Below are 21,996 nucleotides of genomic sequence, written 5' to 3'. Positions count from 1 at the left end.
CCTGCAAAGCAAGCCATCAAAATGCCGAGAATCCATGCAAAATACCACATAATTTACTCTCCTGCGCATAGCCTCAGTAAAGGCTATGCGAATTCTCTTGGATGTGTTTGTTAGTAACAACGCCCCACATTTTGTAGTAGCACCAAGTGGTGTAGCACAAAATGAGCGGAACAAAGATGCAGGCAGCAACTGTCATTACGGTTAGCGAGTTTTTACTGGCCACGGCATCCCACATCGTCAAGCTGACCGTTGGGTTGGTGCTTGAAGGCATGAGGAATGGGAACAATGAGAAACCGGCAGTTAAGATTGCGCCTGTTACAGCCAGTGAAGTGCCTAGGAAGCTTAAGCCTGCTTTGGCTTTGCCTGCGGCTGCAATCACAATCAATGCGCCTAAAATAGCCATAATTGGCGCAATCATGGTGATTGGATAAATGCTGTAGTTATTCATCCAGCCTGGGTTGGCGTCTGTAATAACCTGCTTCGCCAGCGGGTTGGCAACGGCGTTGGTGTCAAATGGCTGTGCAAGCGTATAGCCTTGGATATTGCCAAAGTACAGCCAAGCGCCAGCCAGCAGGAAGCAGACTAAGAATACAATGCCCATAATTTGCGTGGCTTTTGCAGAGCGGGCGCGCAGGTCGCCGTCTGTGCGCAGCATCAGCCATGCGCCGCCATGCGCCGCCAGCATAGACAAGCTGACCAGGCCGCAGACTAAGGCAAATGGATTCAGCAGGGCAAAGAAGCTGCCTGTATAGGTAGAGCGTACAGTTTCATCCAGCTGGAATGGCACGCCAAGGAACATATTGCCGAATGCTACGCCAAAGACCAGCGCTGGAACTGCGCCGCCGATGCACAGGCCCCAATCCCAAGAGCTGCGCCATTTGGTGTTCTCAAGTTTGGAGCGGTAGTCAAAACCGACCGGTCTGAGGAACAGGGCGAACAGCACGAGGAGCAGCGCCCAGTACATGCCGGAGAAAGCCGTTGCATAAACCATAGGCCAGGCAGCGAACAGCGCGCCGCCGGCGGTAATGAACCAGACTTGGTTGCCGTCCCAGTGCGGCGCAATCGTGTTGATTGCGGCGCGGCGTTCGTCATCATTTTTGCCGACAAATGGCATGAGCGCCATAGAGCCCATATCGAAGCCATCGGTGAGGGCAAAGCCAATCAGCAGTACGCCAACCAGCACCCACCAGATTATTTTGAGCAGTTCATATTCAATCATGCTTGAGCCTCCTCATTTGCCTTGTTGGCAGCTTCAAGTTTTTCAAAATGGTATTTGCCAGTGTGAAGCGAACTTGGGCCAAGGCGAGAGAATTTAATCATTAAGTACATTTCAATGATCAGCAGCACAGTGTAGAACGATGCCAGAGCAATGATTGAGCCCCACACATCGCCAGTGCTGAGTGAAGATGTAGACAGATGCGTTGGCAGCACTTCACCGATAGTCCAAGGCTGACGGCCAACTTCTGCAACATACCAGCCAGTTTGCGCAGCAATCCAAGGAAGCGGCAGGCCGAATAAGGCAAACTTCAACAGCCAAGGCTTGTTTTCCGCATTGCGCTTGGCAACCGCAAAGGTGGCTAAAGCGAACAGCAGCAGCATTAAGAAGCCGGAAGCAACCATTGCGCGGAATGCCCAGAATAAACTTGGCACATGCGGAATAGTGTCTTTTGCAGCAGCTTTAATTTGCGCATCAGAAGCATCTACAACATTTGGCGTGTATTTCTTCAGCAGCAAGCCGTAGCCTAAGTCTTTTTGCGACTCTGCAAATGCTGCTTTCAGTTCAGGAGAAGTGTCGCCTGCGCGGAGTTTCTCTAACTGAGAGTATGCAACCATACCATTGCGGATGCGTTCTTCATGCTGCACGATAAGATCTTTGATGCCTGTGACTTCTTTGGTTGTCGAGCGTGTCGCAATAATCCCCATGACATATGGAATTTTTACCGCATAGTCCGTTGTCATGGTTTCTTTATTTGGAATGCCAAACAAAGTGAACGGCGCTGGAGCAGGGTGGGTATCCCATTCCGCTTCAATCGCAGCCAGCTTGGTTTTCTGCACATCGCCAATTTCATAGCCTGACTCATCACCCAGCAAAATAACTGAAAGTGTGGACGCTAGGCCAAAAACGGCTGCAATGGCAAAAGAGCGGCGGGCAAAAGGCAGGTCGCGTTTTTTCAGCATGTAGTAGCTGGAAATCGCCAGAACGAAAATGGCGCCAGTGACATAGCCTGCTGAAACGGTATGCACGAATTTCACCTGAGCGACAGGGTTGAAAATCAGCGCCCCAAAGTCTACAAGCTCCATACGCATGGTTTCATAGTTGAATGCTGAGCCGACTGGGTTTTGCATCCATCCGTTTGCCACCAGAATCCACAGGGCTGACATGTTCGAGCCAAGGGCAACCAGCCAGGTTACAGCTAAATGCTGCACTTTGGTCAGGCGGTCCCAGCCAAAAAAGAACAGGCCGATAAATGTGGATTCAAGGAAGAACGCCATGAGGCCTTCAATGGCCAGCGGCGCGCCGAAAATATCACCCACATAGTGTGAATAATAAGCCCAGTTGGTGCCGAACTGGAATTCCATGGTTAAGCCGGTAGTTACGCCTAGCGCGAAGTTAATACCGAAGAGTTTGCCCCAGAATTTAGTCATGTCTTTGTAAATTTCTTTGCCGGAAATCACATACGTGGTTTCCATGATGGCAAGAAGGAAAGCCATACCTAGAGTCAGTGGAACGAATATAAAGTGATACATCGCGGTCATCGCAAATTGGAACCGCGACAAATCGACCACGCTTTCTGAAATCATCAACGTGTCTCCTTGATTTGGGAAGGACTGCCGGCTATGCGCTCGGCAACTTGATTGTCAAAATCTTTAGGTATCGTAGGTGCATCAAACCAGATGTTTTTGATGGTCAGCAAAATAATGACTTTAATTATTAAAATAGCCGTTATTTCTCTGACAGCACGACGGTTAAAATCTTTGGGGACTAAGCTCATAGTGATAAGCCTATTATTTAAACTCAGTACCTATTATTAACAAAAGTTAACGAAAAATAAATAGGGTAAACAGTTAAAATAAAAATATATTATTATTTGTATTAAATACAATAACTTAAAATTGATAAAAGTTAAAAACTATACTAATAACGTTTATTTTAAAGTAGAGTAAAACGCTTGTATTTATATAAAATTATTCTGACTAATTTAGTTATATTTACTGTAAATTTAATCTGATTAAAATAGTTGGTTTTATATTTTAAAGCAGACTAAAACAATAGGGATTAATGTTTAAATATTCTTAACCTGCGCGCCAAAGCGAATGAAGTGAAAAGGCAGGAATGGCCTTTGTGCTTAAAAAACACTCAAATTATAGCGCGGTAATAAAAAAAGAACATGCATGCATGTTCTTTTTTTAGAGCGGACTTTTGGCTTAGAAATCGTAGCGTAAGCCTAAAGACAGGGCAGTCGAGTTTTCATCTTTAGCACCTTTAACGCCATTGCCGAAGCTGCGGCCTTCTTTCCAAGGAGTGATGTCGGTATTTTTGTCGTTCAGTACAGTCGCTAAGTTGCCGTAAACACGCAGGGTGCTGTCCAGTTTATGCTCTACACCTACGCCGATTAAGCTGGCATTGGCATCAGTTGCATCTGAATCACGGTAGAAGTATTCGCCACGCACAGATGTTTTAGGCGTGATTTTATATTCGCCTGCCACACCGAAAACTTGCGCATCCAGATTTCGTTTTGAATCATCAAACTGTGCAATTTGATACATTGCGCCTAGGTTGAATTCTTCAGTGATTTTATATGCGCCTGCAATACGGAATGCATCTCGGCTTGAGTCTACCGCTACAGGCGGAGTGCCAGAGGATGTAGTTGTATTGGCTGCGTTATCTTCATATTTTTCATATGCAGCGGCTATATCAATTGGGCCTGCTTTATAGGTTAAGGCTAGATCATACGCTTTATTGTCTTTTTGGCTTTCACCGGCTGCATCTTTTGGAATGTCAGTGCCTTTATTCATAGACATTGCTGCTAAAACATTGAAACCGCCGCCAAATTTTGGCGATTTATATTCGATGGTGTTGTCATTGCGCTCATCAAACTTCATGTCGCCAATACGGGTTACGTTGCGCACGTCACCAACCATGTCGCCAAAGAAGTTGATTGGGCCGCGGGCCACTTTAAATGGGCTGTCAAAACGGCCGACACGCGCCTGGCCGTAAGTATCGCTTTTTAAGCCAACAAAGGTATCGCGTGTAGAGAAATCTACACCTTTAGAATCGGCACTGCCGCTGGCAAAGTTAATTTCCTGCTCAATTTGCGCAAAAACATTCAAGTTATCATTAATTTTTTGGTCAACTTTGAAGCCTAAGCGAGAAGAGTTAGATGAAAGGCCAACTTCGTTGTAGTCTTTGCCGTCATCTAAATAATCTAAAGAAACGTGTGCACGGCCGTAAATTTTGACATCAGCTGCAGATGCCATTACCGGTGTAAGAATAGTTGCCCCGATTGCTAATGCACATAGAGTTTTTTTCATTTGAAGCTCCAGTAAAGACTTTTCGTCTTATCAATACGTTTTATCAGTAGCTTGGCTAAAAATAATTTCGCTATCTAATGGCGCTAAGTATTCATTACAAATAAGTCATTTCCATTAAGGAAATATTTCAGAAATATTAAAGTTAATCAGCGTGTTATTAGAATTATGTCAAGGTGTATTTGCTGAGAATGTTTTGATTAACAGACAGTTGCAGCGGAATTAACTCAGTTTTCATGCAGCCGTCATGCGGCCTTAATATTCGCAGCGGCGCATCTGTGCAAATCGTCGGCGCAAAAAAATGGAGCCGAAGCTCCATTTGAAACAGCTGCAAAAACCTGAAGATTTTACAGTTCTGCAAGAACAGCCTTGATTTTTTCCGCCTGCGCTTTAATTTTGTCCTGATCGCCCATTTGCGCAGCATGCCTGCCAAGTTCATGCACAGAACTTGGAATCAGGTGAAAGTGCACATGCGGCACGGTTTGGCCTGCAGATGCGCCTGACAGCTGCATCAGCACAATGCCTTTGGCGCTTAATGCGGTTTCAATCGCCTGAGCGACTTTCTGCACAATCTGAATAGTGTAGGCAGCATCCTCAGGCGGCAAGTCCAGCAGCGTCACAGCGGGTGTTTTGGGGATGACCAGCGCATGGCCTTCTGCCTGAGGCATAATGTCCATAAATGCAAGCACTTGGTCATCTTCATAGACTTTTATTGCCGGAAGTTCACCGCGTAAAATTCTTGCAAAAATATTTTGATCATCGTAAGCCATGGCTGGATTCCTTAAGCGTAATTGGCATGTAATTATTTACAGTTCAATTCTTTCTGACGTTCCTTGATGGCGTCAAGGCGCTGCTGTTCTTTTTCCGAGAATTTAGGCTTGGTGGTATAGCAATTTTCATTGCCGAATTTCGCCTTTGCTTCAGGGTCTTTAAAACAGAAGCCTTTAGATGCATAAATGACATCATGGTCATTTTTCAACTTTTGGCATTCCTGCTCAGAAGCGGAAGCTGCTGTAGAAGCCCCGATGAAAGTCACTGCACTGATAAACGCTGCAGCAGTAAATTTGTTCATGAGAGTTTCCTCTGTATTTGTAACAGTATGTATTACTATATCATCACAATATTAGGTTTCATTATGATTATTCAATAGCGAGTTATTACTCGATTGTAAGTTTACTCCATGTTTCATACATTTTTACAGCGCTGGAAAAATCACTGTTTGGCGCTGCGGTGTCGCTGGCGGCCTGAATCAGGCTTTGGGTTAAGGCAATAACCGGCGCCGAAAGCTTGGCTTGGCGGACTAAATCGATAGCAATGCCGGTGTCTTTGGCCAGCAGCGGCAGGGCAAAGGTGAGCGGAAATGAGCGGTTCATGACGCGCTGCGGCAGTATGGTTTCTGTGGCGTTGCTTTTGCCGCTGGAGGCGTTGATGCAGTCCAGCGCTTCATTTAAATTCACCCCATGCGCTTTCAGCGCGGTAAAGCCTTCCGCAGCCGCGCAAAGATTGACTGCCATGAGCATGTTGTTCACCGCTTTGACAGCAAATCCTGCGCCAGACTCGCCGACATGCTTAATCAGCTTGCCCAGCGCCTGCACAGCTGGCAGGGCGCGCTTAAAAGCCTGCGCATCGCCGCCAATCATGAAGGTCAGCGCTGCGTTTTCCGCGCCTATGGTTTGGCCGCTGACCGGCGCATCCAGAAAGTCCACATTTTTCGCTTTCAGCGCCTGCGCCAGCTTCTGCGCCGTTTCCGGCACGCCGCTGGTGCAGTCTATCCAAATTGCGCCGGGCTTGATTGCAAGGTTTTCAATCAGCGCTTCCACATCGGCGCTGGTCGGCAGGCATGAAAAAATCACATCGGCCTGCACCGCCTGATTCAGTTCGGCTGCTTGCGTACCGTATTCAGCTGCATGCTGTTCGGCCTTGCTGAAATTGCGGTTCCAGACATATACGGTGTCAAAGCGCTTCGGCAAATGCGCGGCCATGCGGTAGCCCATTGCGCCTAAGCCGATGAATGCAGCGGATTGAATCATGATAAAACCCTAATGATTTGCAGTTAATTTGATTGGTTTAATGGCGTCGATCTTTGTTCCAGCCAGGCGGTCAGCTTTGGCCAAAAAATATTGGCGCTTTTCTGACTGGACATTAAGCCTAAATGGCCGCCGGGGATCAGAGTAAACGTGACATCCTGGCTGCTTGTCAATCCGCCTAAGGGCGCGGCGGCGGCCGCTGTCACAATCTGATCGCTGGAGCCTGCGCCAATAAACAGGGAGCAGCTGATGTTTTTTAATTCGATAAGCTTATCTTCTAACTGAATAATGCCTGTTTTCAGCGGATTCTGCAGCCAGACATTCAGCACCATGTCCTGATTGATGCCGCCGGGGTAATCAATCATATTGTTCAGAAAGCTGCCCATGGTAGCGTGCTCGTACACGGTCTGCGTATTGGACAGGTTCAGCAGGAGCTTTTTCTGGCTGTTCAGCCAGCCCTGCGGGTCGAGCATTTTAAAGCCCAGCGCATTGAGCATGCCGGATGTGTGAATCAGGTGCTTGGGAATCTGGCCGCTGTACAGGGTTTTCTGCACCGTCTGATTGCGCGAGACCAGCCGGTTAATGCCCTGAAAGAGCTTGCCGATGCGCCCGGAAGCATAGCTGTCAATCGGGCAGCCTAAGACCATCAGGTTTTTAACGTGCTCCGGCTGATGCATGGCGGTGTAAAGGCTGACAAAGACGCCGGCCATGCTCCAGCCGTGCAGTGAAACGTACTGGCTTTGCGCATGCCGGCAGACCGCATCAATGCAGTGCGGCAGCGCATCATCAATAAATGACATGAAGTTCAGGAAGCGGTCGCGGTAGTTCAGCCTGGTCCATTCCAGCAGGTACACATCAAAGCCGCTGTGCTGGAAGTGCTTGACCAGAGAGCGGTAAGGGTACAGGTCATAAATCGCCATATTGATGGCCAGCGGCGCCACAAAAACTAAAGGCTCTTGATATTTTCTATCGGGCGAGGCATAGAAGCGGATTTTGCAGTGCTTGTATTCTTCAATCACTTCATAGGGATTGGATTGCGAGAGGATCATGGACTTGGTGTTAAACACGCGCGCAGAGAGGTGCTTCAGTTTTTTTTGCTGTTTCAAAAGTCTATTTTTCAGAGGATGCATGTTTTTATTAGCCTATGTCCTTGCAGGATTGATCGAAGTCTAAGCAATATTCGCTTATTATGCCTTGACCTGAAATAGCATAGGCGCTCAAAATGTTTGCAATTTTTAACAAAAGGCAGTCTTAGGACTGGGTAATGCTGATGAGCCGCCAAGACGATATCGAATACCAGCCGGATACCTTAGCGATCCGCACTGGCCATACACGCAGCTTTGAAGGTGAGCATGCTGAGCCGATCTATCTCACCTCTTCATTTGTCTATGCAAATGCAGCGGAAGCCGCGGCGAAATTTTCCGGTCAGGAAGCTGGCAATATCTATTCGCGCTTTACCAATCCGACCGTGGCGATGTTTGAAAAGCGCCTGGCGGCTCTGGAAGGCGCAGAGCGAGCAGTTGCAACCAGCTCCGGCATGGCGGCCATTATGGCGGTTGCAATGTCATTCCTGAAAACCGGCGATCATGTGGTGTGTTCACGCGCAGTCTTCGGCTCTACAGTGTCTTTATTTGAAAAATATGTGGCTAAATTCGGCGTGGCGGTCGATTTTGTCGATTTGACGGACTTGACTGCATGGCAAAATGCCGTTAAGCCTGAAACCAAATTGCTTTTTGTGGAATCGCCGTCTAACCCGTTGGCGGAAATTGCGGATGTTCAGGCCTTGGTGGATATTGCCCATGCCAATGATGCGCTGCTGGCGATTGACAACAGTTTCTGCACGCCGGCGCTGCAGCAGCCGATCAAATTCGGCGCAGACTTGGTGGTTTACTCAGCAACTAAATATCTGGACGGCCAAGGGCGCGCCTTAGGCGGCGCCGTGGTCGGCAGCCACAAGCTGCTGGAAGAAGTCTTCGGCTATGTGCGCACCACCGGCCCATCCATGAGCCCATTCAATGCATGGGTGTTCCTGAAAGGCCTGGAAACGCTGCGCTTGCGCATGCGGGCGCATTCCGAAGGCGCGCAAAAGCTTGCGGAATTTCTAAATGCGCATGACAAAGTGGAAAAAGTTTATTACGCTGGCTTGCCGGAGCATGCCGGCCATGAACTGGCGGCCAAACAGCAAAGCGGTTTTGGCGGCATCGTATCATTTGTAGTGAACGGCGGCCGTGAAGGCGCCTGGAAAGTGGTCGATCATACGCAGTTCATTTCAATTACCGGCAACTTGGGTGATGCAAAATCTACCATTACCCATCCTGCGACCACAACGCACGGCAAGCTTTCAGCGGAAGCAAAACAGGTGGCGGGCATTTGCGAAGGCTTAATTCGCGTGTCGGTCGGTTTGGAAGATATTGATGATATTATCCGCGATCTTTCCCGCGGTTTAGACCTCATCTAATTTAATTTAAGAAATTCTTTGTTCGGAGATTTTTATGAACATCAATATGTTGATGCAGCAAGCGCAGCGCATGCAAAAAGATATGGAAGGCAACGTTAAAAAAGCCAAAGAAGAGCTGGCGCAGACAGAAGTCCATGCTGAAGCTGGCGGCGGCTTGGTGAAAGTCACTATGACTTGCCGCAATGTTGTCAAGCGCATTGAAATTAACCCTGAGCTGCTGCAGGATGATGCGGAAATGATTGAAGACCTGATTGCGGCTGCCATGAATGAGGCAGCGCGCCAGGCGGAAGCCGTTTCTGAAGAGCGCATGAAAGCTGCCAACTCCGGCATGGGCTTGCCGCCGGGCCTTTCAGGCTTATTCTAAGGAACAGCAGCGCATGTTTAGTGATCGTTTTGATCAGCTTGTTCAGGCATTGCGCATTTTGCCAAGCGTCGGGCCGAAATCGGCCCAGCGCATGGCGCTGCACTTAATCATGAAGAATAAACAGGGTGCGGCCGGTTTGGCGCATGCGCTGAATGAAGCCGTCAGCTATATTCATGAATGCTCTATTTGCCACTCTTTAACCGAAGATGAAGTCTGCAATATTTGCCTGTCGCATGAGCGCGATGAGCAGATGCTCTGCCTGGTCGAATCTCCGGCAGATGTCATGGCGATTGAGCAAAGCGGCAGCTTCCGCGGCAAATACCATGTTCTGGGCGGGCATCTGTCGCCTTTGGACGGGATTGGCCCGGATGAAATCGGCATTCCGTACCTGCTGCAGCGCCTATCTGACGGCGCCGTGAAAGAAGTGATTTTAGCCACCAATGCAACCGTAGAGGGGCAGGCGACTGCGCATTATATTGTTGAAGCGGCCAAGCATCTGCCGGTGCAGATGACACGGATTGCGCAAGGCGTGCCGCAAGGCGGCGAACTTGAATATGTTGACAGCCACACCTTAAGCCAGGCGGTGCATAACCGCATGCGCATGAAGTAGCCATTTAATTATGAAGAATCTTTTACTAATAGTTTTTATATATTAGTAAAAGTTTTTTTTGGCTTGAAAGACCACTATAATCGAAAATATATAGTGAATATACTTAATTTTTTATCGATAATTATTATATATCGGTTAATATAGCCGAAAGAGCATCTAGCTATAGACTCCGCAGTTATGTACCAATTTATTCATCATCAGCAAGACTTGCAAAACGTACTCAGCCTTATGGATCAAAGTTCCGTTTACGGACTGGATACCGAATTCATCAAGGTCGATACCCTGTGGCCAAAATTAGGCGTATTCCAGATTAATGTGAATGGACAGGTGTATTTGCTGGACGGCGCGGCGCTGGATCTGACGGATTTCTGGAACAGGCTGTTTAAGGCGCAGCAGAATGTTTTTCATGCCTGCAGTGAAGATATCGATTTAATCTATCATTATGCGCAGCATAAAACGCTGGAAAACGTATTTGACACTCAGGTCGGCATGTCATTCTTAGGGCATGGCCTGCAGGTCAGCTACCAGAATGCCTTAAAAAGCATGCTGGATGTTGATATTGAAAAAGACCAGACCCGTTCAGACTGGCTGGCGCGCCCGTTAACGCCTGAACAGCTGATGTATGCGGCCAACGATGTGCATTATTTAATGCGGCTGTCCGATAAAGTCAAAGCGGAATTGAGCGCTAAGCACCTGCTGGACTGCGTGCTGGAAGATTGCCGCAATTTAACGCAGGAAATTGGCGAGGAAACCCCGGTTTCCATGCTGTATCTGGACGTCGGCAATTACCGCAATTCACGCCGGCAGCTGATGCAGCTGCAGCAGCTGGCGGTATGGCGCGAGCAAATGGTTAAGGCTTTGAATCAGCCGCGCAGCTTTATCCTGAAAAATGCTACCATGCAGGATCTGGTGGAAAAAAATCCGCGCAATCATTTTCAGCTCAGCGCAGTCAAAGGCATCCGCCCAAATATTGTGCGCGAGCACGGCAAAACCATTCTGGATCTGCTGAAGTACCTGCCTGAACAGCAGGCAGACTGGCCGCTGCGCATGGCGCGCCCAATCCGCCATTCATCCAGCGAAATCGCCGACCGGGTCGAAGCGGTCATTCAGAATATCTCAGAAGAAACCGCCGTGCCGAAAGAAGTGCTGATGCGCAAGAAGTGGCTGAATGCGCTGTATCAGCATGTGGTGTTCCATAATGATGAGCAGGACTTGCCGGGTTATCTGCTGGGCTGGCGCTATGACATGCTGACCAAGCCGCTGATTGATGTGCTGCATTCAGATGAATCTTACCTGTCTAAGCAAATGAAAGTGATGGAATGAAATCCGCTCAAAATTGCTTAAAGATTTAGCATTTATATAAATTCACGACCGATGCGTTAATTATGGCTAATGTATCTGTCTTTTTTTTGATGTATGCTTTGCCTTGAGTTTTATGAGTACCGATTCAAAATGCATTGTTCTATCTACAAATCGAGCAAAAAAGATGAAATGTATCTTTATGTTGCCCGTCCTGCCGCCAATGAAAATGAAGCTGAAGAATTCAATCCTTTAGAAGTTCTGTCAGAGCCTGTTCGCGCAGCGTTCGGCCGCGCAGCATTTGTAATGCATCTGGAATTAACAGAAGCGCGCAAGCTGGCCCGCGCAAATGTAATGCATGTCATTGATTCAATTCAGACCAAAGGATTTTTCCTGCAAATGCCTCCAGAAGGCCTGATCAATCCTAATGCTGCGGCGCCGGAAGGCCTGCGCGGTGCATAAGATCCATTCAGGAGTTGCGGAATGAATAGTTTATGGGCTGTATTGGACTCAATTCCTGAAGATAGCATTGCAATTACGGTTTATCTTTTGGGAAGCCTGATTATTCTGGCGTGCTGGTATGCGGTTGCAAAGCGCCTGCCTAAGCCCGCCGGCGGCATTTCATGGGTCGTGGTTTTTGCGGTTTTGCTGACCCCGACGGTTTCTGAAGGCTCTAATGCCTCTATCGCGCCGGCAATTTTCGGCATGCTGTTTGGCATGCTGACCAAAGATCAGCCTTTGGTCTGGTTAAATCTGTCTTTGATTTTATTTGTGATTGGCATTGGCTTGGTCATTGGCTATTTTTGGTCAAAATACAATGCCGGCAGAATGCACATTTCAGTCAGTAAAAAAAGTTCACCCCTTTAAAGTAGAAAAATAAGGTTCCGTATGTCTGTCGATGCTCAACAATTTTCTGGTACAGATCAGTACATTGCGACTGATAGTTTAAAGCTTGCGGTAAAGGCGGCCCGCAGCCTGCAGAAGCCGCTGCTGGTGAAAGGCGAACCGGGCACAGGTAAAACGCTGCTGGCTGAGCAGGTCGCGCAAAGCTTGGGCCTGAAGCTGATTACCTGGCACATCAAGTCTACCACCAAGGCGCAGCAGGGCCTGTATGAGTACGACGCTGTATCGCGCCTGCGCGACAGCCAGCTGGGCGATGACCGGGTCTATGATATTAAAAACTACATCAAGCCGGGTAAATTGTGGGAAGCATTCAGCAGTGAAGAGCGCTGCGTTTTATTGATTGATGAAATTGATAAGGCGGATATTGAATTTCCAAACGACTTGCTGCATGAACTCGACAAAATGTCGTTCTATGTATATGAAACTGGTGAAACCGTTACTGCGGTGCAGCGCCCGATTGTGATCATTACCTCAAATAATGAAAAAGAGCTGCCGGATGCATTCCTGCGCCGCTGTTTCTTCCATTATATTGAATTCCCGAATGAAGCGACCATGCGCGAAATTATCGATGTGCATTTCGATAAAATTTCCGCATCGCTGGTCACGGAAGCGCTGCAGGTGTTCTTTAAGCTGCGCCAGATTCCGGGCTTGAAAAAACCGCCGTCAACTTCAGAGCTGATTGACTGGCTGAGCCTGCTGATGGCGGATGATATGCCGGCAGATATTTTGCGAAATACCGATAAATCCAAGTCTATTCCGCCGCTGTACGGCGCGCTGATTAAGAATGAGCAGGATGTGCAGCTGCTGGAGCGCCTGGCCTTTATGTCGCGCCGCTGATCAGGATAAATTTGTAAAGTATGTAAAAGCCGGTTTGCCCGGCTTTTATTTTGTCGGGTGCAAAACAAGGGCAGACATAATAGTGTTTAAGCTGTTTCGATTAAAACATAGCGCCAAGAGCATGCAGTTAAGTTTCTTTTCTTTCTTGCTGTGTATCTGCACATCAAGCTATGCAATGGATGAACAGGCCTTTGAGCAAATGCATACTCAAATCCTTCAGGATGGCTATTGGGCGCAAGTGGCAAGATATCAACTTGAAGAAAAATTGACGAAACACATGGATCATCCTGCCGCTCAGCAAGCCATCCAGCAAAAGGAATGCCTTTCAAAGCAGCATGAACTTAAGTACTACAATTTCGTTATTGCAAACTTTGAGGATTATTTGCGCTACAGGAAGGCTCAAGGGTTTAGCAGACCTGTGCCAATAGAGAAATTGCAGCAGGAAGCTAAAGCGCTTAAAGAGCAATATGAATTACTCAAACAAACGCTTAAAGATACAGATTATCCCTGTATGCCGGATGGAGTTTGAATTAAGTATTTTTACCCCTAATCAAGCGGGAGATGAACTTTGAGTGAATGCTTTTGGCTTTACTTGCAAGGTTCATTTTTCCATAATGGGAATCGCGAAAAGGCATTAGTCAGTTGCAGATGAAATAACAAGATCACATGCAGTCAAACTGATTTGACCTCCCGAATATTTAATTTTTATTGGATTTTATTCGCCTATGTTTGTGCGGCTGTTTTATACCCTAAGAAAATACGGCGTACCCGTCTCTACGCGTGAACTGATTGACCTGAATCAGGCGGTCGCGGCCGGCATTGTCTTTGCAGATCAGGAGGAGTTCTATCAGCTGGCGAGAACCGTCATGGTCAAGGATGAGCGCTTTTTTGACAAATTTGACCGCGCCATGAAAGACTATTTTGACGGTATTGCCACCTTTGATTTGGATGACTTGCTGAATCAGGTGCATAAGCTGCCGAAAGACTGGTTTGATTTAGAGCTGCTGGAAAAGCACCTGACGCCGGAGCAGCGCGAAGAGCTGAAAAAAGCCGGTTCGCTGGAAGAGCTGATGAAAATGCTGGAAGAGCGCCTGCGCGAACAGCATAAAAAGCATCAGGGCGGCAACCGCATGATCGGCACCGGCGGAACATCGCCGTTTGGCGCCTATGGCGACCATCCGGAAGGCGTGCGCATTGGTGGGCCGGGACGGAAAAAATCTGCCGTTAAAGTCTGGGAACAGCGCCAATACCGCAATCTGGATGATGATCAGATTCTGGGCAGCCGCCAGATGCAAATGGCGCTGCGCCGCTTGCGCAAATTTGCGCGCCAAGGCGCTGCCGAGGAGCTGGATATCGACGGCACCATCCGTGAAACTGCCAAGCAGGGCATTCTAGATGTGCAGCTGGTGCCGGAACGGCGCAACCGCATTAAAGTGCTGATGCTGTTTGATGTCGGCGGTTCAATGGATTCGCATATCGCCCAGTGTGAAAAGCTGTTCAGCGCGGCCAAGACCGAGTTTAAAACCCTGGAATATTTTTATTTCCATAACTGCCTGTATGATTATGTTTGGAAAGACAATATCCGCCGCTCCAATACCCGCATGAATACATGGGAGCTGTTCAATACCTATGGGCGGGACTACCGCGTGATCGTAGTCGGAGATGCCAGCATGGCGCCGTATGAAGTCAGTTCTGTGGGCGGTTCGGTCGAATATATGAATGATGAATCGGGGCAGGTTTGGCTGCAGCGCCTGCGCCAGCATTTTGATAAAACCGCGTGGCTGAATCCTGAAGAGGAAAGCTATTGGCACTACACGCACAGCATTGGCTTGATTAAGCAGATTTTTGAAAATCATATGTTCCCAATGACCTTAAAGGGCATTGAGGATATGACTAAATATTTAGCGCGTTAAAAACGATATGCGCTATATTAGGCGGCGTTAATTTCAGCAAGGGGATAAAAATGGATCATCAGATTAATGGCATTGCATTGCCCAATGAAGAAGGCTTTTTTGGCGCCTATGGCGGCCAATTTATTCCGCCGGATTTAAAGCAGGCGATGGATGACATTAACACGGCTTATGAGCAGATCCGCCACACGGCGGAATTTCAAAATGAGCTGAAAGATCTGTTTGCGAACTATGTCGGCCGTCCAAGCCCGCTATTTTATGCAAAGCGCTTGTCTGAGCAGCTGGGCGGCGCGCAAATCTATTTAAAGCGTGAAGACTTGAACCACACGGGCGCGCATAAAATCAATCACTGCCTGGGCGAAGCGCTGCTGGCAAAGTACATGGGCAAAACCAAGGTTATTGCGGAAACCGGCGCGGGCCAGCATGGCGTGGCATTGGCGACAGCCTGCGCCTTGGTGGGCATTCCGTGTGAAATTCATATGGGCCAGGTGGATATTAAAAAAGAGCATCCAAACGTTGTCAAAATGAAAATTTTGGGCGCAAAGCTGATTGCAGTCACCCGCGGCACGGCAACCTTGAAAGATGCGGTCGACAGCGCTTTTGAAGAATACTTGAAAGACCCGAAAAACTTTATCTACGCCATCGGTTCAGTCGTCGGCCCGCATCCGTTTCCAATGATGGTGCGGGATTTTCAGGCGATTATTGGCGATGAAATTAAAGTTCAGGCCAATGCGCGTTTTGGCGCCAATCCGGATTATGTCGTGGCTTGCGTCGGCGGCGGTTCAAATGCGCTGGGCGCGTTTACGGCATTTTTAAATGATGCGGATGTAAAGCTGATTGGTGTTGAGCCTGCAGGGCATGGCTTGGATACCGCTATGCATTCCGCAACTTTAACGCTGGGCAAGCCAAGCCAAATTCACGGCATGGCATGCTATGTGCTGGAAGATGAGCAGGGCGAGCCTTTGCCTGTGCATTCAATTGCTTCCGGTCTGGACTATCCAGGTGTAGGCCCGCAGCATAGCTTGCTGAAAGATTTAGGCCGCGTGGAATATACTACGGCAACCGATCAGGAATGTCTGGATGCCTTTATGACCTTGTCGCGCGTAGAAGGAATTGTGCCGGCGCTGGAAAGCTCGCATGCGGTGGCGTGGGCGCTGCGCGAAGCGCCAAAGCTTTCAAAAGATATTAAAGTCGTGGTGAATGTTTCAGGCCGCGGCGATAAAGATGCGGATTATGTGGCAGCTAAATTGGGCCTGAATTAAGCCTGCAGGCGCTTTAAAAGTCTAAAAAATCCCAGTGTTCAGCTGGGATTTTTTCTGGGCTGACTGATCTGCTGTTAAAGCATCGCGGGTTTTAATTTTTCTTCGGGCGTATTGCTACATAAAGTGTTGCGGTGCGCCAATCATTTTTAAGGGCTTAGGCTGTGTGATGGGTCTTTGGCAATGCTGCATGAAGAACAAAGATGGAGTGTGAATGCGCTTGCAGTGTCATTACATTTTAAGTTTTATATGCAAATTAAAGCCCTTTAGCGGTGTAAAGGGCTGAAAAATTATCCGGAAATATACTGCTGCAGCTGATCAATCAGCTTCTTCTGGTCTTCCATAGCGGCTTTGACTAAGTCGCCAATCGAAATCAGGCCAATCAGCTTGTTCTTTTCAACGATAGGCAAATGGCGCAAATGCTTGTCTGTCATCAGTTTCAGACAGTCTTCAACAGTGGCAGAGCGGGTAATGGTCAGCACTTTTGCGGTCATAATTTCATTGACTGTTGTGCTGAAAGAGGAGCGCTCCATCAGCGCAACTTTGCGCGTGTAGTCGCGCTCGGACAGAATCCCGACAACTGCATCTTCCTGCGTCACAATCAGGGCGCCTATGCCTTTCTCCGCCATCAGGGAAATGGCTTCCAATACCGTTGCATCCGGCGCAATGGTATATACGGCTTGCTGCGGTTTGTCCTGTAATACTTGAGCAACGGTGGTCATTTTCATCTGTCCCTTAAAGTTATTATTTGTTTTAAATTAGCGTGAATTGTAAAAAAAGCAAATACTGCAGCGTTCACTATTTTATCTATTTATAAATCCCGTGATCTTTATGCATAGCGCATATTCGGTGCGGAGAAAAAGAAATGGCGCATTTGCAGGGTGGTCAGTTTCAGTTTCTGGTTGCTGGAATTGCAGAGCGCCGGCGTCACCTTTAAGCGCGTTAAGGTCGGCAGCAGTGCGGTTTCAAAATCTTTAGGAGTGATTCTTTTCGGCTTGTAGCTGGGCCAGTGCTTTTTGGCGTATTTATGCGCCTGCAGGCCATTGAGCCAAAATGGAAAGACAAAATCATCTCCATCTTTGGTCATGGCCCAGCCATCATGGTACAGGCCCCATAGAACACCGCAATACATCATTGTTTTCAAAATATTAATCTTAAAGAACAGATCTTTGGAGATAGGCTGAAAATGATTAAGTTGTGACATTGTGTCTATTCGCTGCTATCGTTTTTTCTATTTTAAAAAACCCAGGTTAAATTACTGTGTAAGCTTTGCAGAAAATCGTAAGTAAATATTTATGCTGAATCTGCAGGCATTAAAAAACGCCACCTAGGTGACGTTTGCTTATGCTTGCATCGTGGCCATTTTTTGCCAGTACTGCGCTTTATATGAGTCCCGCTCTACGCGGAAGCCTTGATAATACAATTCTGCAAGAAACATCGCTGCTTTGCCGTGGCCTGCGCGCGCCGCTTCTTCCAGCTCTTTTACCGCGTCTACAAAGTTCATTTGAGATTGAATGGTATTTACTGCGTTTGCATATACATGTTCTAAGTCATGCTGAGAGATTTGCTGCATCATATTAAATTAAACTCCTTATTCTAATTATGATCACATTGGACAGGTGCCTATTTCGACCTGTCAATAACTAATAGTAGTTAGGTATTGTTAAAGTAATATTACAAATAAGTTGAAATGTCAACATAATATTAAAAAAACAATCCATAAGCCGCAGTTTACATGATTAAACAATGAGCAGATAAAATTTTTATTAATATATTTAGATAAGAAGATGTTAACAGGAAGGAGAAATATTATGACAAGAACTCTGGATGGTTTGAACTTTGATATGCCGCCTGCGGCAGAGCAAATTGTAGCGCTGGCGCATTTGCACCGCCAAAGGCTGGATGAAGCGATCTTCCATCGGGAAATTCATTTGGGCGATTTCGGTCTGGCGCAGCGCAAGCGGGTCTATGACTTTACCCGTGAGCTGAATGAGGCGCAGCGTGAAAAATTTTATGAAATGTACAATGGCGAATTGCTCCGCACTGCCGACGAAGACGACCTGCATCCTGGGGATGCGGAAGGTGGCGTCAGTGTGTTCGCTGTGTTTCTGGTCTTGGCGATTATCGCCATGATTTTATATTTTGCCGTGATTCAAAACGTCATGCGCTGATTCAGAAGCATTTTTTAAAGCAGTGCTGCGGCTTAGACGGCGGAGTGCATGAGAATTAAGCGGCCTGACTTGAACTTATCGGATCGCAGCCATACACTACTTTGAGTTCGGGGTAGTGTATGTCTATTGGCTTAGAAAGAATTCTTCAAATCAAATCGAAAATAAAGCTGGAGCAGCTTTACAATACTTTGGCAAGCCTGATCATCCTGCTCATTATTAGCTTTGCATTTATTGCCCTAAACCGCCCAATTTCCGTTCAGCAGTTTTATGCTGTGCTGGAAATTTCCGAACAGCAGAACTGTCCAGAGTCGCAGGATATTGCAATTCTGCTGAGCCGCCAGCCTGAAGTCAGTACGGGCCAATACCTTAAATTGATGCAGGCCTATCATTTTGAGGCTGCGCGGGCGCATCAGCTTCCGGCGTGGACTGAGGAGCAGCCTTAGGCGCTTCAGGCGCTGCGCTTGGCATTGAATCTGCTGGACTTCCAGGTTCAGGCCGCAAATTATCCTGTAAAATGGCTTCTAAGCCGGCCTTGTCTAATGTCTTGCTGACCACAACCAGCGTCATCTGCTCTGGATGCAGGTGCCTGCGCACGGCATTTTGCACATTTTCAGCTGTGATTTTTTCCAGCCGCTGTGGGTGCTGCGCCAAATAGTCTGCAGGATGATTGTAAAAGCCCAGCAGGCCCAATTGCGCGTTGATCGCCGCATTGCTGCTGTAGGTGTTCGGATAGGCGCGCAGCATGCCGGCTTTGGTTTCTTCCAGCTGCTTGCGGTCAATCGGCTTCTGCACAAAGTCCGCCAGAGCTTTATGCGCCACTTTAATGCTGTCCATCAGCTGATCCTGGCGGGTAGAATAGCTGAAATTGAAAATGCCTGGCGCCTGACTGAAAGAGAAAGCGCTGTACGCGCCATAAGTGTAGCCGCGCTTGACGCGCAATTCCTGCATCAGCACCGAGTTAAAGCCGCTGCCGCCGAACATGCGGTTGGCCACTTCAAGCGCCAGACGGTCAGGGTCATTGCGGGCTGTGCCCAGCTGCCCGAACATCACATGCGCCTGCGCGGAATGGTAAGGCATGGCAATAATATCCAGCGCTGTTTTGGCTTGCGGGCTGGCCAAAGGCTGGGCTTTTTCACCTTGCTTTAGATGGCCGGCAATGCGCTCTGACAGTGCGCGGGCTTCTTTGGCGGAGAGCTTTCCGGTAATGGCGATATTCATGTTCTGCGCCACAATAAACTTGTCGCGGAACTGCTTAAGATGGTCTGGGGTAATTTTCTTCAGGCTGCCGTTGGTTCCGGTGACTGGCTGTGCATAAGGGTGGCTGCCGTAGACTGCGCGGTAAAAGCGGATGCTCATTAAGCTGCCGGGGTTTTCTTTCAGCTGTTTTTGTCCCATCTGGGTATTGCTGAGCGCCATATCAATGCTGCTGTTTGGGAAAGCAGCATGATTCAGCACCTCCATCATCATGGCTAAAGCAGGTTTAAGCTTTTGCGGATCGGACAGCACCCGCAGCCGGACAATAAACATATCCCTGTGCGCCTGCAGGCTGAACTGCGCGCCCGCCTGTTCAAACGCAGCGGCAATCTGGCTGGCATTGTATTTTTCTGTGCCTTCATCCATCAGTTTGGCCGCTGTATTGGCAAGGCCGTATAAGCCTGTGCCGATTTCCTGATCGCGCGCAGAGCCTGCATTGAACGTCAGCTGAATGTCCACCATCGGCAAGTCCTGCGCTTCAACAAACAGCGTGCGCACGCCATAGCGGTTTTTCAAGTCATGCACTTCAGGCGAGCGGTATTCCTGCTGCCGGCTGATATTTCTCAGGCTCTGCAGCAGTGGAATGGACTGGAGTTGGTCGGGGGTGTCATTGATATCCGGTTCGGCGCTTAAATGGCTGTCAGCTTGCTCTGCAAAACCGGCTGGAGCGCATGCCAGCGCCGCTAAAAAAAGTACAGCTGGAATTTTCTGCATGAGGCCGTCCATTATTTTGCTGGAGATTCAGGTGAAAGATACAGTGTGCTTAAATTGTCTTTCACAAAATAGGCATTGGCAGCGCGCTGAATATCCTGCGGGCTGACACTTTCATAGCGTTTGGGCAGTTCGTCCATCAGGCGGTGGCTCAAGCCGTTGACTTCAAGATTGCCAATCATTCTGGCCTGCCCGGCAATATCGTCCTGACTGTAAATCAGGCTGGAAATAAATTTGGCGGTAATGCGCGCAGCTTCCTGCGGGTCAATCTGTTCTGTTTTCAGCAGGTCAATTTCCGCCTGAATGGCCTGCTGCGCTTCCTGCAGGGAAATGCCTTCAGCCGGCAAGGCGGAAATGCTGAATAGGCTGTCGCCGCGGCTGTACGGGTCATAAGAAACGCTTAGGGCGGTAATGATTTTTTTCTGGCGCACTAGGCGGTCTTGCAGGCGCGAAGCGATGCCGCTGTCCAGCAGGCTGCGGATCATGTTCAGCGCATACGCGTCTTGCGGATTTTTCGCTGTGGCGAGGGAGGGGACATTCCATGCCATATACAGGTTCGGCACCTGCACAGATGAGCTGATTTCCATATGGCGGTAGCCGATGCGATCAAATTCCAGAACATCATTGCGCGGCGGCGTCTTTCTGGCTGGTACATCGCCAAAGTATTTCTGCACCTGGAGCAGGGCGGCTTCTGTGTCTGCGTCTCCGGCAATCACCAAAACCGCGTTATTCGGCGCATACCAGTCCTTGTACCATTTTTGCAGGTCGTGCAGCTGAATGTTCTGCAGATTTTTCATGTGGCCAATCACCGGCTGGCGGTAATGGCTGGTCGGGTAAGCAATCCATTTGAAACGCTCAAAAGCCAGCGTGCGCGGGCTATCATCGGTGCGCAGCCGGCGCTCTTCCATCACCACTTTAATTTCCGGCGCAAAGTCCTGCTGGCGCAGCAGCAGATTGCTCATGCGGTCGGCTTCCAGTTCCAGCGCCAGCGGAAAATAGGCTTTAGGATACAGCTGATAATAGCTTGTGTAGTTGGTGAACGTAGAGGCGTTGACGCTGCCGCCGTAAATGCGGCTGAGGCGGGTGAATTCATCTTTAGGCACTTTGCTGGTGCCTTTGAACATCATATGCTCCAGCGCATGGGAAATGCCTAAAATATTGCCGGACTCATCGCTGCTGCCGACTTTATACCAGATCTGCGTCATCACCATGGGCGAGCGGCGGTCTTCGCGGATGATCACCTTCAAGCCATTTGCAAGCGTGGTTTCAAAAGTGTTGCGCGCTTCCGCATGGGAAAATGAACTGATGATGCCGAGTGTAATTAGGCCTGCGGGCAAAATGCGCCGTTTGATGTTTTTTGGGAATGAAGGCGGCTGAATTTTAATTTTGGGCACAGGCATTCCAAATGAAAAGCGTATTATTCAGCACTATTCTTCAGAAACTGCCGCATGAACGCAAGCGCAGGCTGCTGTTTTTTTAGCATGCTGCCGGTTGGCGCAATGCGGCAAAGCCAAAAATAAAGAACTTGTGCTAGAATCGCATTTTTTAACGCAATGCTTTTCAAAGGATTCGGCATGCAACAGCAATCTAATGGGCAGAATAATTTTTTGATTGATGCTGATATCGGAGATGATGATGTCACATTACCGAGCTTACCTGCGGT

Annotated in this window: 27 protein-coding genes; 13 read left to right on the top strand and 14 right to left on the bottom strand. The window is 48.3% G+C overall.

The genetic code is table 11. From position 1 onward, the window contains the following. The 9 genes from cydX to RSA72_RS08200 all read right to left on the bottom strand — a co-directional run. Positions 1 to 50 (bottom strand): cytochrome bd-I oxidase subunit CydX (gene cydX / locus RSA72_RS14600; RefSeq protein WP_443098348.1); only part of this gene is annotated, 50 nt, incomplete at its 3' end. A 23-nt stretch (positions 51 to 73) separates the two neighbouring features. Further along, positions 74 to 1,219, bottom strand: a complete 1,146-nt coding sequence (gene cydB, locus RSA72_RS08235; protein ID WP_332633002.1) for a cytochrome d ubiquinol oxidase subunit II — start codon at positions 1,217 to 1,219, stop codon at positions 74 to 76. Further along, on the bottom strand, positions 1,216 to 2,802 hold the full coding sequence (locus tag RSA72_RS08230) for a cytochrome ubiquinol oxidase subunit I (RefSeq protein ID WP_332633006.1): 1,587 nt from the start codon (positions 2,800 to 2,802) through the stop codon (positions 1,216 to 1,218). The genes cydB and RSA72_RS08230 overlap by 4 nt, the downstream gene beginning before the upstream one ends. Beyond that, positions 2,802 to 2,993 (bottom strand): cytochrome oxidase putative small subunit CydP, encoded by a 192-nt coding sequence (gene cydP / locus RSA72_RS08225; protein ID WP_068908965.1) that lies wholly within the window; start codon positions 2,991 to 2,993, stop codon positions 2,802 to 2,804. Before cydP ends, RSA72_RS08230 begins: the two co-directional genes overlap by 1 nt. A 433-nt stretch (positions 2,994 to 3,426) precedes the next feature. After that, complete coding sequence (locus RSA72_RS08220) at positions 3,427 to 4,533, bottom strand: porin (protein ID WP_332622120.1); 1,107 nt, start codon at positions 4,531 to 4,533, stop codon at positions 3,427 to 3,429. Between the two features lie 344 nt (positions 4,534 to 4,877). Then, a complete protein-coding gene (locus tag RSA72_RS08215) occupies positions 4,878 to 5,300 on the bottom strand; it encodes an HIT family protein (protein ID WP_332622121.1) in 423 nt (140 codons plus the stop codon). Positions 5,301 to 5,332: 32 nt separating this feature from the next. Next, positions 5,333 to 5,602: a YARHG domain-containing protein gene (locus RSA72_RS08210; protein WP_332622122.1), complete on the bottom strand. Its 270-nt coding sequence runs from the start codon at positions 5,600 to 5,602 to the stop codon at positions 5,333 to 5,335. An 85-nt stretch (positions 5,603 to 5,687) separates the two neighbouring features. Further along, entirely contained in the window at positions 5,688 to 6,560 is an 873-nt protein-coding gene (locus tag RSA72_RS08205) for an NAD(P)-dependent oxidoreductase (protein ID WP_332622123.1), read from the bottom strand. A gap of 23 nt (positions 6,561 to 6,583) precedes the next feature. After that, complete coding sequence (locus tag RSA72_RS08200; protein ID WP_332622124.1) at positions 6,584 to 7,687, bottom strand: alpha/beta fold hydrolase; 1,104 nt, start codon at positions 7,685 to 7,687, stop codon at positions 6,584 to 6,586. 140 nt (positions 7,688 to 7,827) lie between these two features. Here RSA72_RS08200 and RSA72_RS08195 point away from each other — a divergent pair, with 140 nt between their 5' ends. From RSA72_RS08195 to trpB, 10 genes are all read left to right on the top strand, one after another. After that, the gene (locus tag RSA72_RS08195) at positions 7,828 to 9,015 is read left to right on the top strand and encodes an O-succinylhomoserine sulfhydrylase (protein WP_332633004.1); all 1,188 of its coding nucleotides are present in this window, start codon (positions 7,828 to 7,830) and stop codon (positions 9,013 to 9,015) included. Positions 9,016 to 9,049: 34 nt separating this feature from the next. After that, a complete protein-coding gene (locus tag RSA72_RS08190) occupies positions 9,050 to 9,379 on the top strand; it encodes a YbaB/EbfC family nucleoid-associated protein (protein ID WP_332622126.1) in 330 nt (109 codons plus the stop codon). A 13-nt stretch (positions 9,380 to 9,392) separates the two neighbouring features. Beyond that, the gene (gene recR, locus RSA72_RS08185) at positions 9,393 to 9,989 is read left to right on the top strand and encodes a recombination mediator RecR (protein ID WP_332622127.1); all 597 of its coding nucleotides are present in this window, start codon (positions 9,393 to 9,395) and stop codon (positions 9,987 to 9,989) included. A 177-nt stretch (positions 9,990 to 10,166) separates the two neighbouring features. Then, positions 10,167 to 11,312, top strand: coding sequence for a ribonuclease D (locus tag RSA72_RS08180; RefSeq protein WP_332622128.1), 1,146 nt, complete (start codon positions 10,167 to 10,169; stop codon positions 11,310 to 11,312). Positions 11,313 to 11,441: 129 nt separating this feature from the next. Next, on the top strand, positions 11,442 to 11,750 hold the full coding sequence (locus tag RSA72_RS08175; protein WP_332622144.1) for a YcgL domain-containing protein: 309 nt from the start codon (positions 11,442 to 11,444) through the stop codon (positions 11,748 to 11,750). A 21-nt stretch (positions 11,751 to 11,771) separates the two neighbouring features. Then, a complete protein-coding gene (locus RSA72_RS08170) occupies positions 11,772 to 12,155 on the top strand; it encodes a hypothetical protein (protein WP_332622129.1) in 384 nt (127 codons plus the stop codon). Positions 12,156 to 12,176: 21 nt separating this feature from the next. After that, complete coding sequence (locus tag RSA72_RS08165) at positions 12,177 to 13,028, top strand: AAA family ATPase (protein WP_332622130.1); 852 nt, start codon at positions 12,177 to 12,179, stop codon at positions 13,026 to 13,028. Positions 13,029 to 13,203: 175 nt separating this feature from the next. After that, positions 13,204 to 13,557, top strand: coding sequence for a hypothetical protein (locus tag RSA72_RS08160; protein WP_332622131.1), 354 nt, complete (start codon positions 13,204 to 13,206; stop codon positions 13,555 to 13,557). A 196-nt stretch (positions 13,558 to 13,753) separates the two neighbouring features. Beyond that, positions 13,754 to 14,941, top strand: coding sequence for a vWA domain-containing protein (locus RSA72_RS08155; protein ID WP_332622133.1), 1,188 nt, complete (start codon positions 13,754 to 13,756; stop codon positions 14,939 to 14,941). 50 nt (positions 14,942 to 14,991) lie between these two features. Beyond that, complete coding sequence (gene trpB, locus RSA72_RS08150) at positions 14,992 to 16,200, top strand: tryptophan synthase subunit beta (RefSeq protein WP_332622134.1); 1,209 nt, start codon at positions 14,992 to 14,994, stop codon at positions 16,198 to 16,200. A 287-nt stretch (positions 16,201 to 16,487) separates the two neighbouring features. Here trpB and RSA72_RS08145 read toward each other — a convergent pair whose 3' ends face one another. The 3 genes from RSA72_RS08145 to RSA72_RS08135 all read right to left on the bottom strand — a co-directional run bounded on the left by RSA72_RS08145 (position 16,488) and on the right by RSA72_RS08135 (position 17,773). Next, entirely contained in the window at positions 16,488 to 16,919 is a 432-nt protein-coding gene (locus RSA72_RS08145) for a CBS domain-containing protein (protein ID WP_332622137.1), read from the bottom strand. A gap of 107 nt (positions 16,920 to 17,026) precedes the next feature. Then, a complete protein-coding gene (locus RSA72_RS08140; RefSeq protein ID WP_332622138.1) occupies positions 17,027 to 17,401 on the bottom strand; it encodes a DUF2750 domain-containing protein in 375 nt (124 codons plus the stop codon). A gap of 138 nt (positions 17,402 to 17,539) precedes the next feature. Beyond that, positions 17,540 to 17,773 carry a hypothetical protein gene (locus RSA72_RS08135; protein ID WP_068912190.1) on the bottom strand — a complete coding sequence of 78 codons (234 nt, stop codon included), beginning with the start codon at positions 17,771 to 17,773 and terminating at the stop codon, positions 17,540 to 17,542. 235 nt (positions 17,774 to 18,008) lie between these two features. Between RSA72_RS08135 and RSA72_RS08130 the strand changes: the two genes are divergently transcribed. Together RSA72_RS08130 and RSA72_RS08125 are read left to right on the top strand one after the other, a co-directional pair. After that, a complete protein-coding gene (locus RSA72_RS08130) occupies positions 18,009 to 18,368 on the top strand; it encodes a hypothetical protein (protein WP_332622140.1) in 360 nt (119 codons plus the stop codon). Positions 18,369 to 18,487: 119 nt separating this feature from the next. Then, a complete protein-coding gene (locus RSA72_RS08125) occupies positions 18,488 to 18,811 on the top strand; it encodes a hypothetical protein (RefSeq protein ID WP_332622141.1) in 324 nt (107 codons plus the stop codon). On the opposite strand, the gene RSA72_RS08120 is transcribed toward RSA72_RS08125, so the two are convergent. Both RSA72_RS08120 and RSA72_RS08115 read right to left on the bottom strand, forming a co-directional pair. After that, entirely contained in the window at positions 18,735 to 20,336 is a 1,602-nt protein-coding gene (locus RSA72_RS08120; protein ID WP_332633000.1) for a M16 family metallopeptidase, read from the bottom strand. The genes RSA72_RS08125 and RSA72_RS08120 overlap by 77 nt on opposite strands. Before the next feature lie 11 nt (positions 20,337 to 20,347). After that, positions 20,348 to 21,733, bottom strand: coding sequence for a M16 family metallopeptidase (locus RSA72_RS08115; RefSeq protein WP_332624707.1), 1,386 nt, complete (start codon positions 21,731 to 21,733; stop codon positions 20,348 to 20,350). Between the two features lie 174 nt (positions 21,734 to 21,907). Here RSA72_RS08115 and RSA72_RS08110 point away from each other — a divergent pair. After that, positions 21,908 to 21,996, top strand: an 89-nt coding sequence (locus RSA72_RS08110; protein ID WP_332624708.1) for a hypothetical protein, incomplete at its 3' end; no start/stop codon positions are given.

It is taken from the genome of Acinetobacter sp. (genome assembly GCF_036659555.1).
Taxonomy (GTDB): Bacteria; Pseudomonadota; Gammaproteobacteria; order Pseudomonadales; family Moraxellaceae; genus Acinetobacter.
The sequence above is the reverse complement of the archived record's forward strand: the minus strand, read 5'-3'. Positions and strand labels throughout refer to the sequence as shown.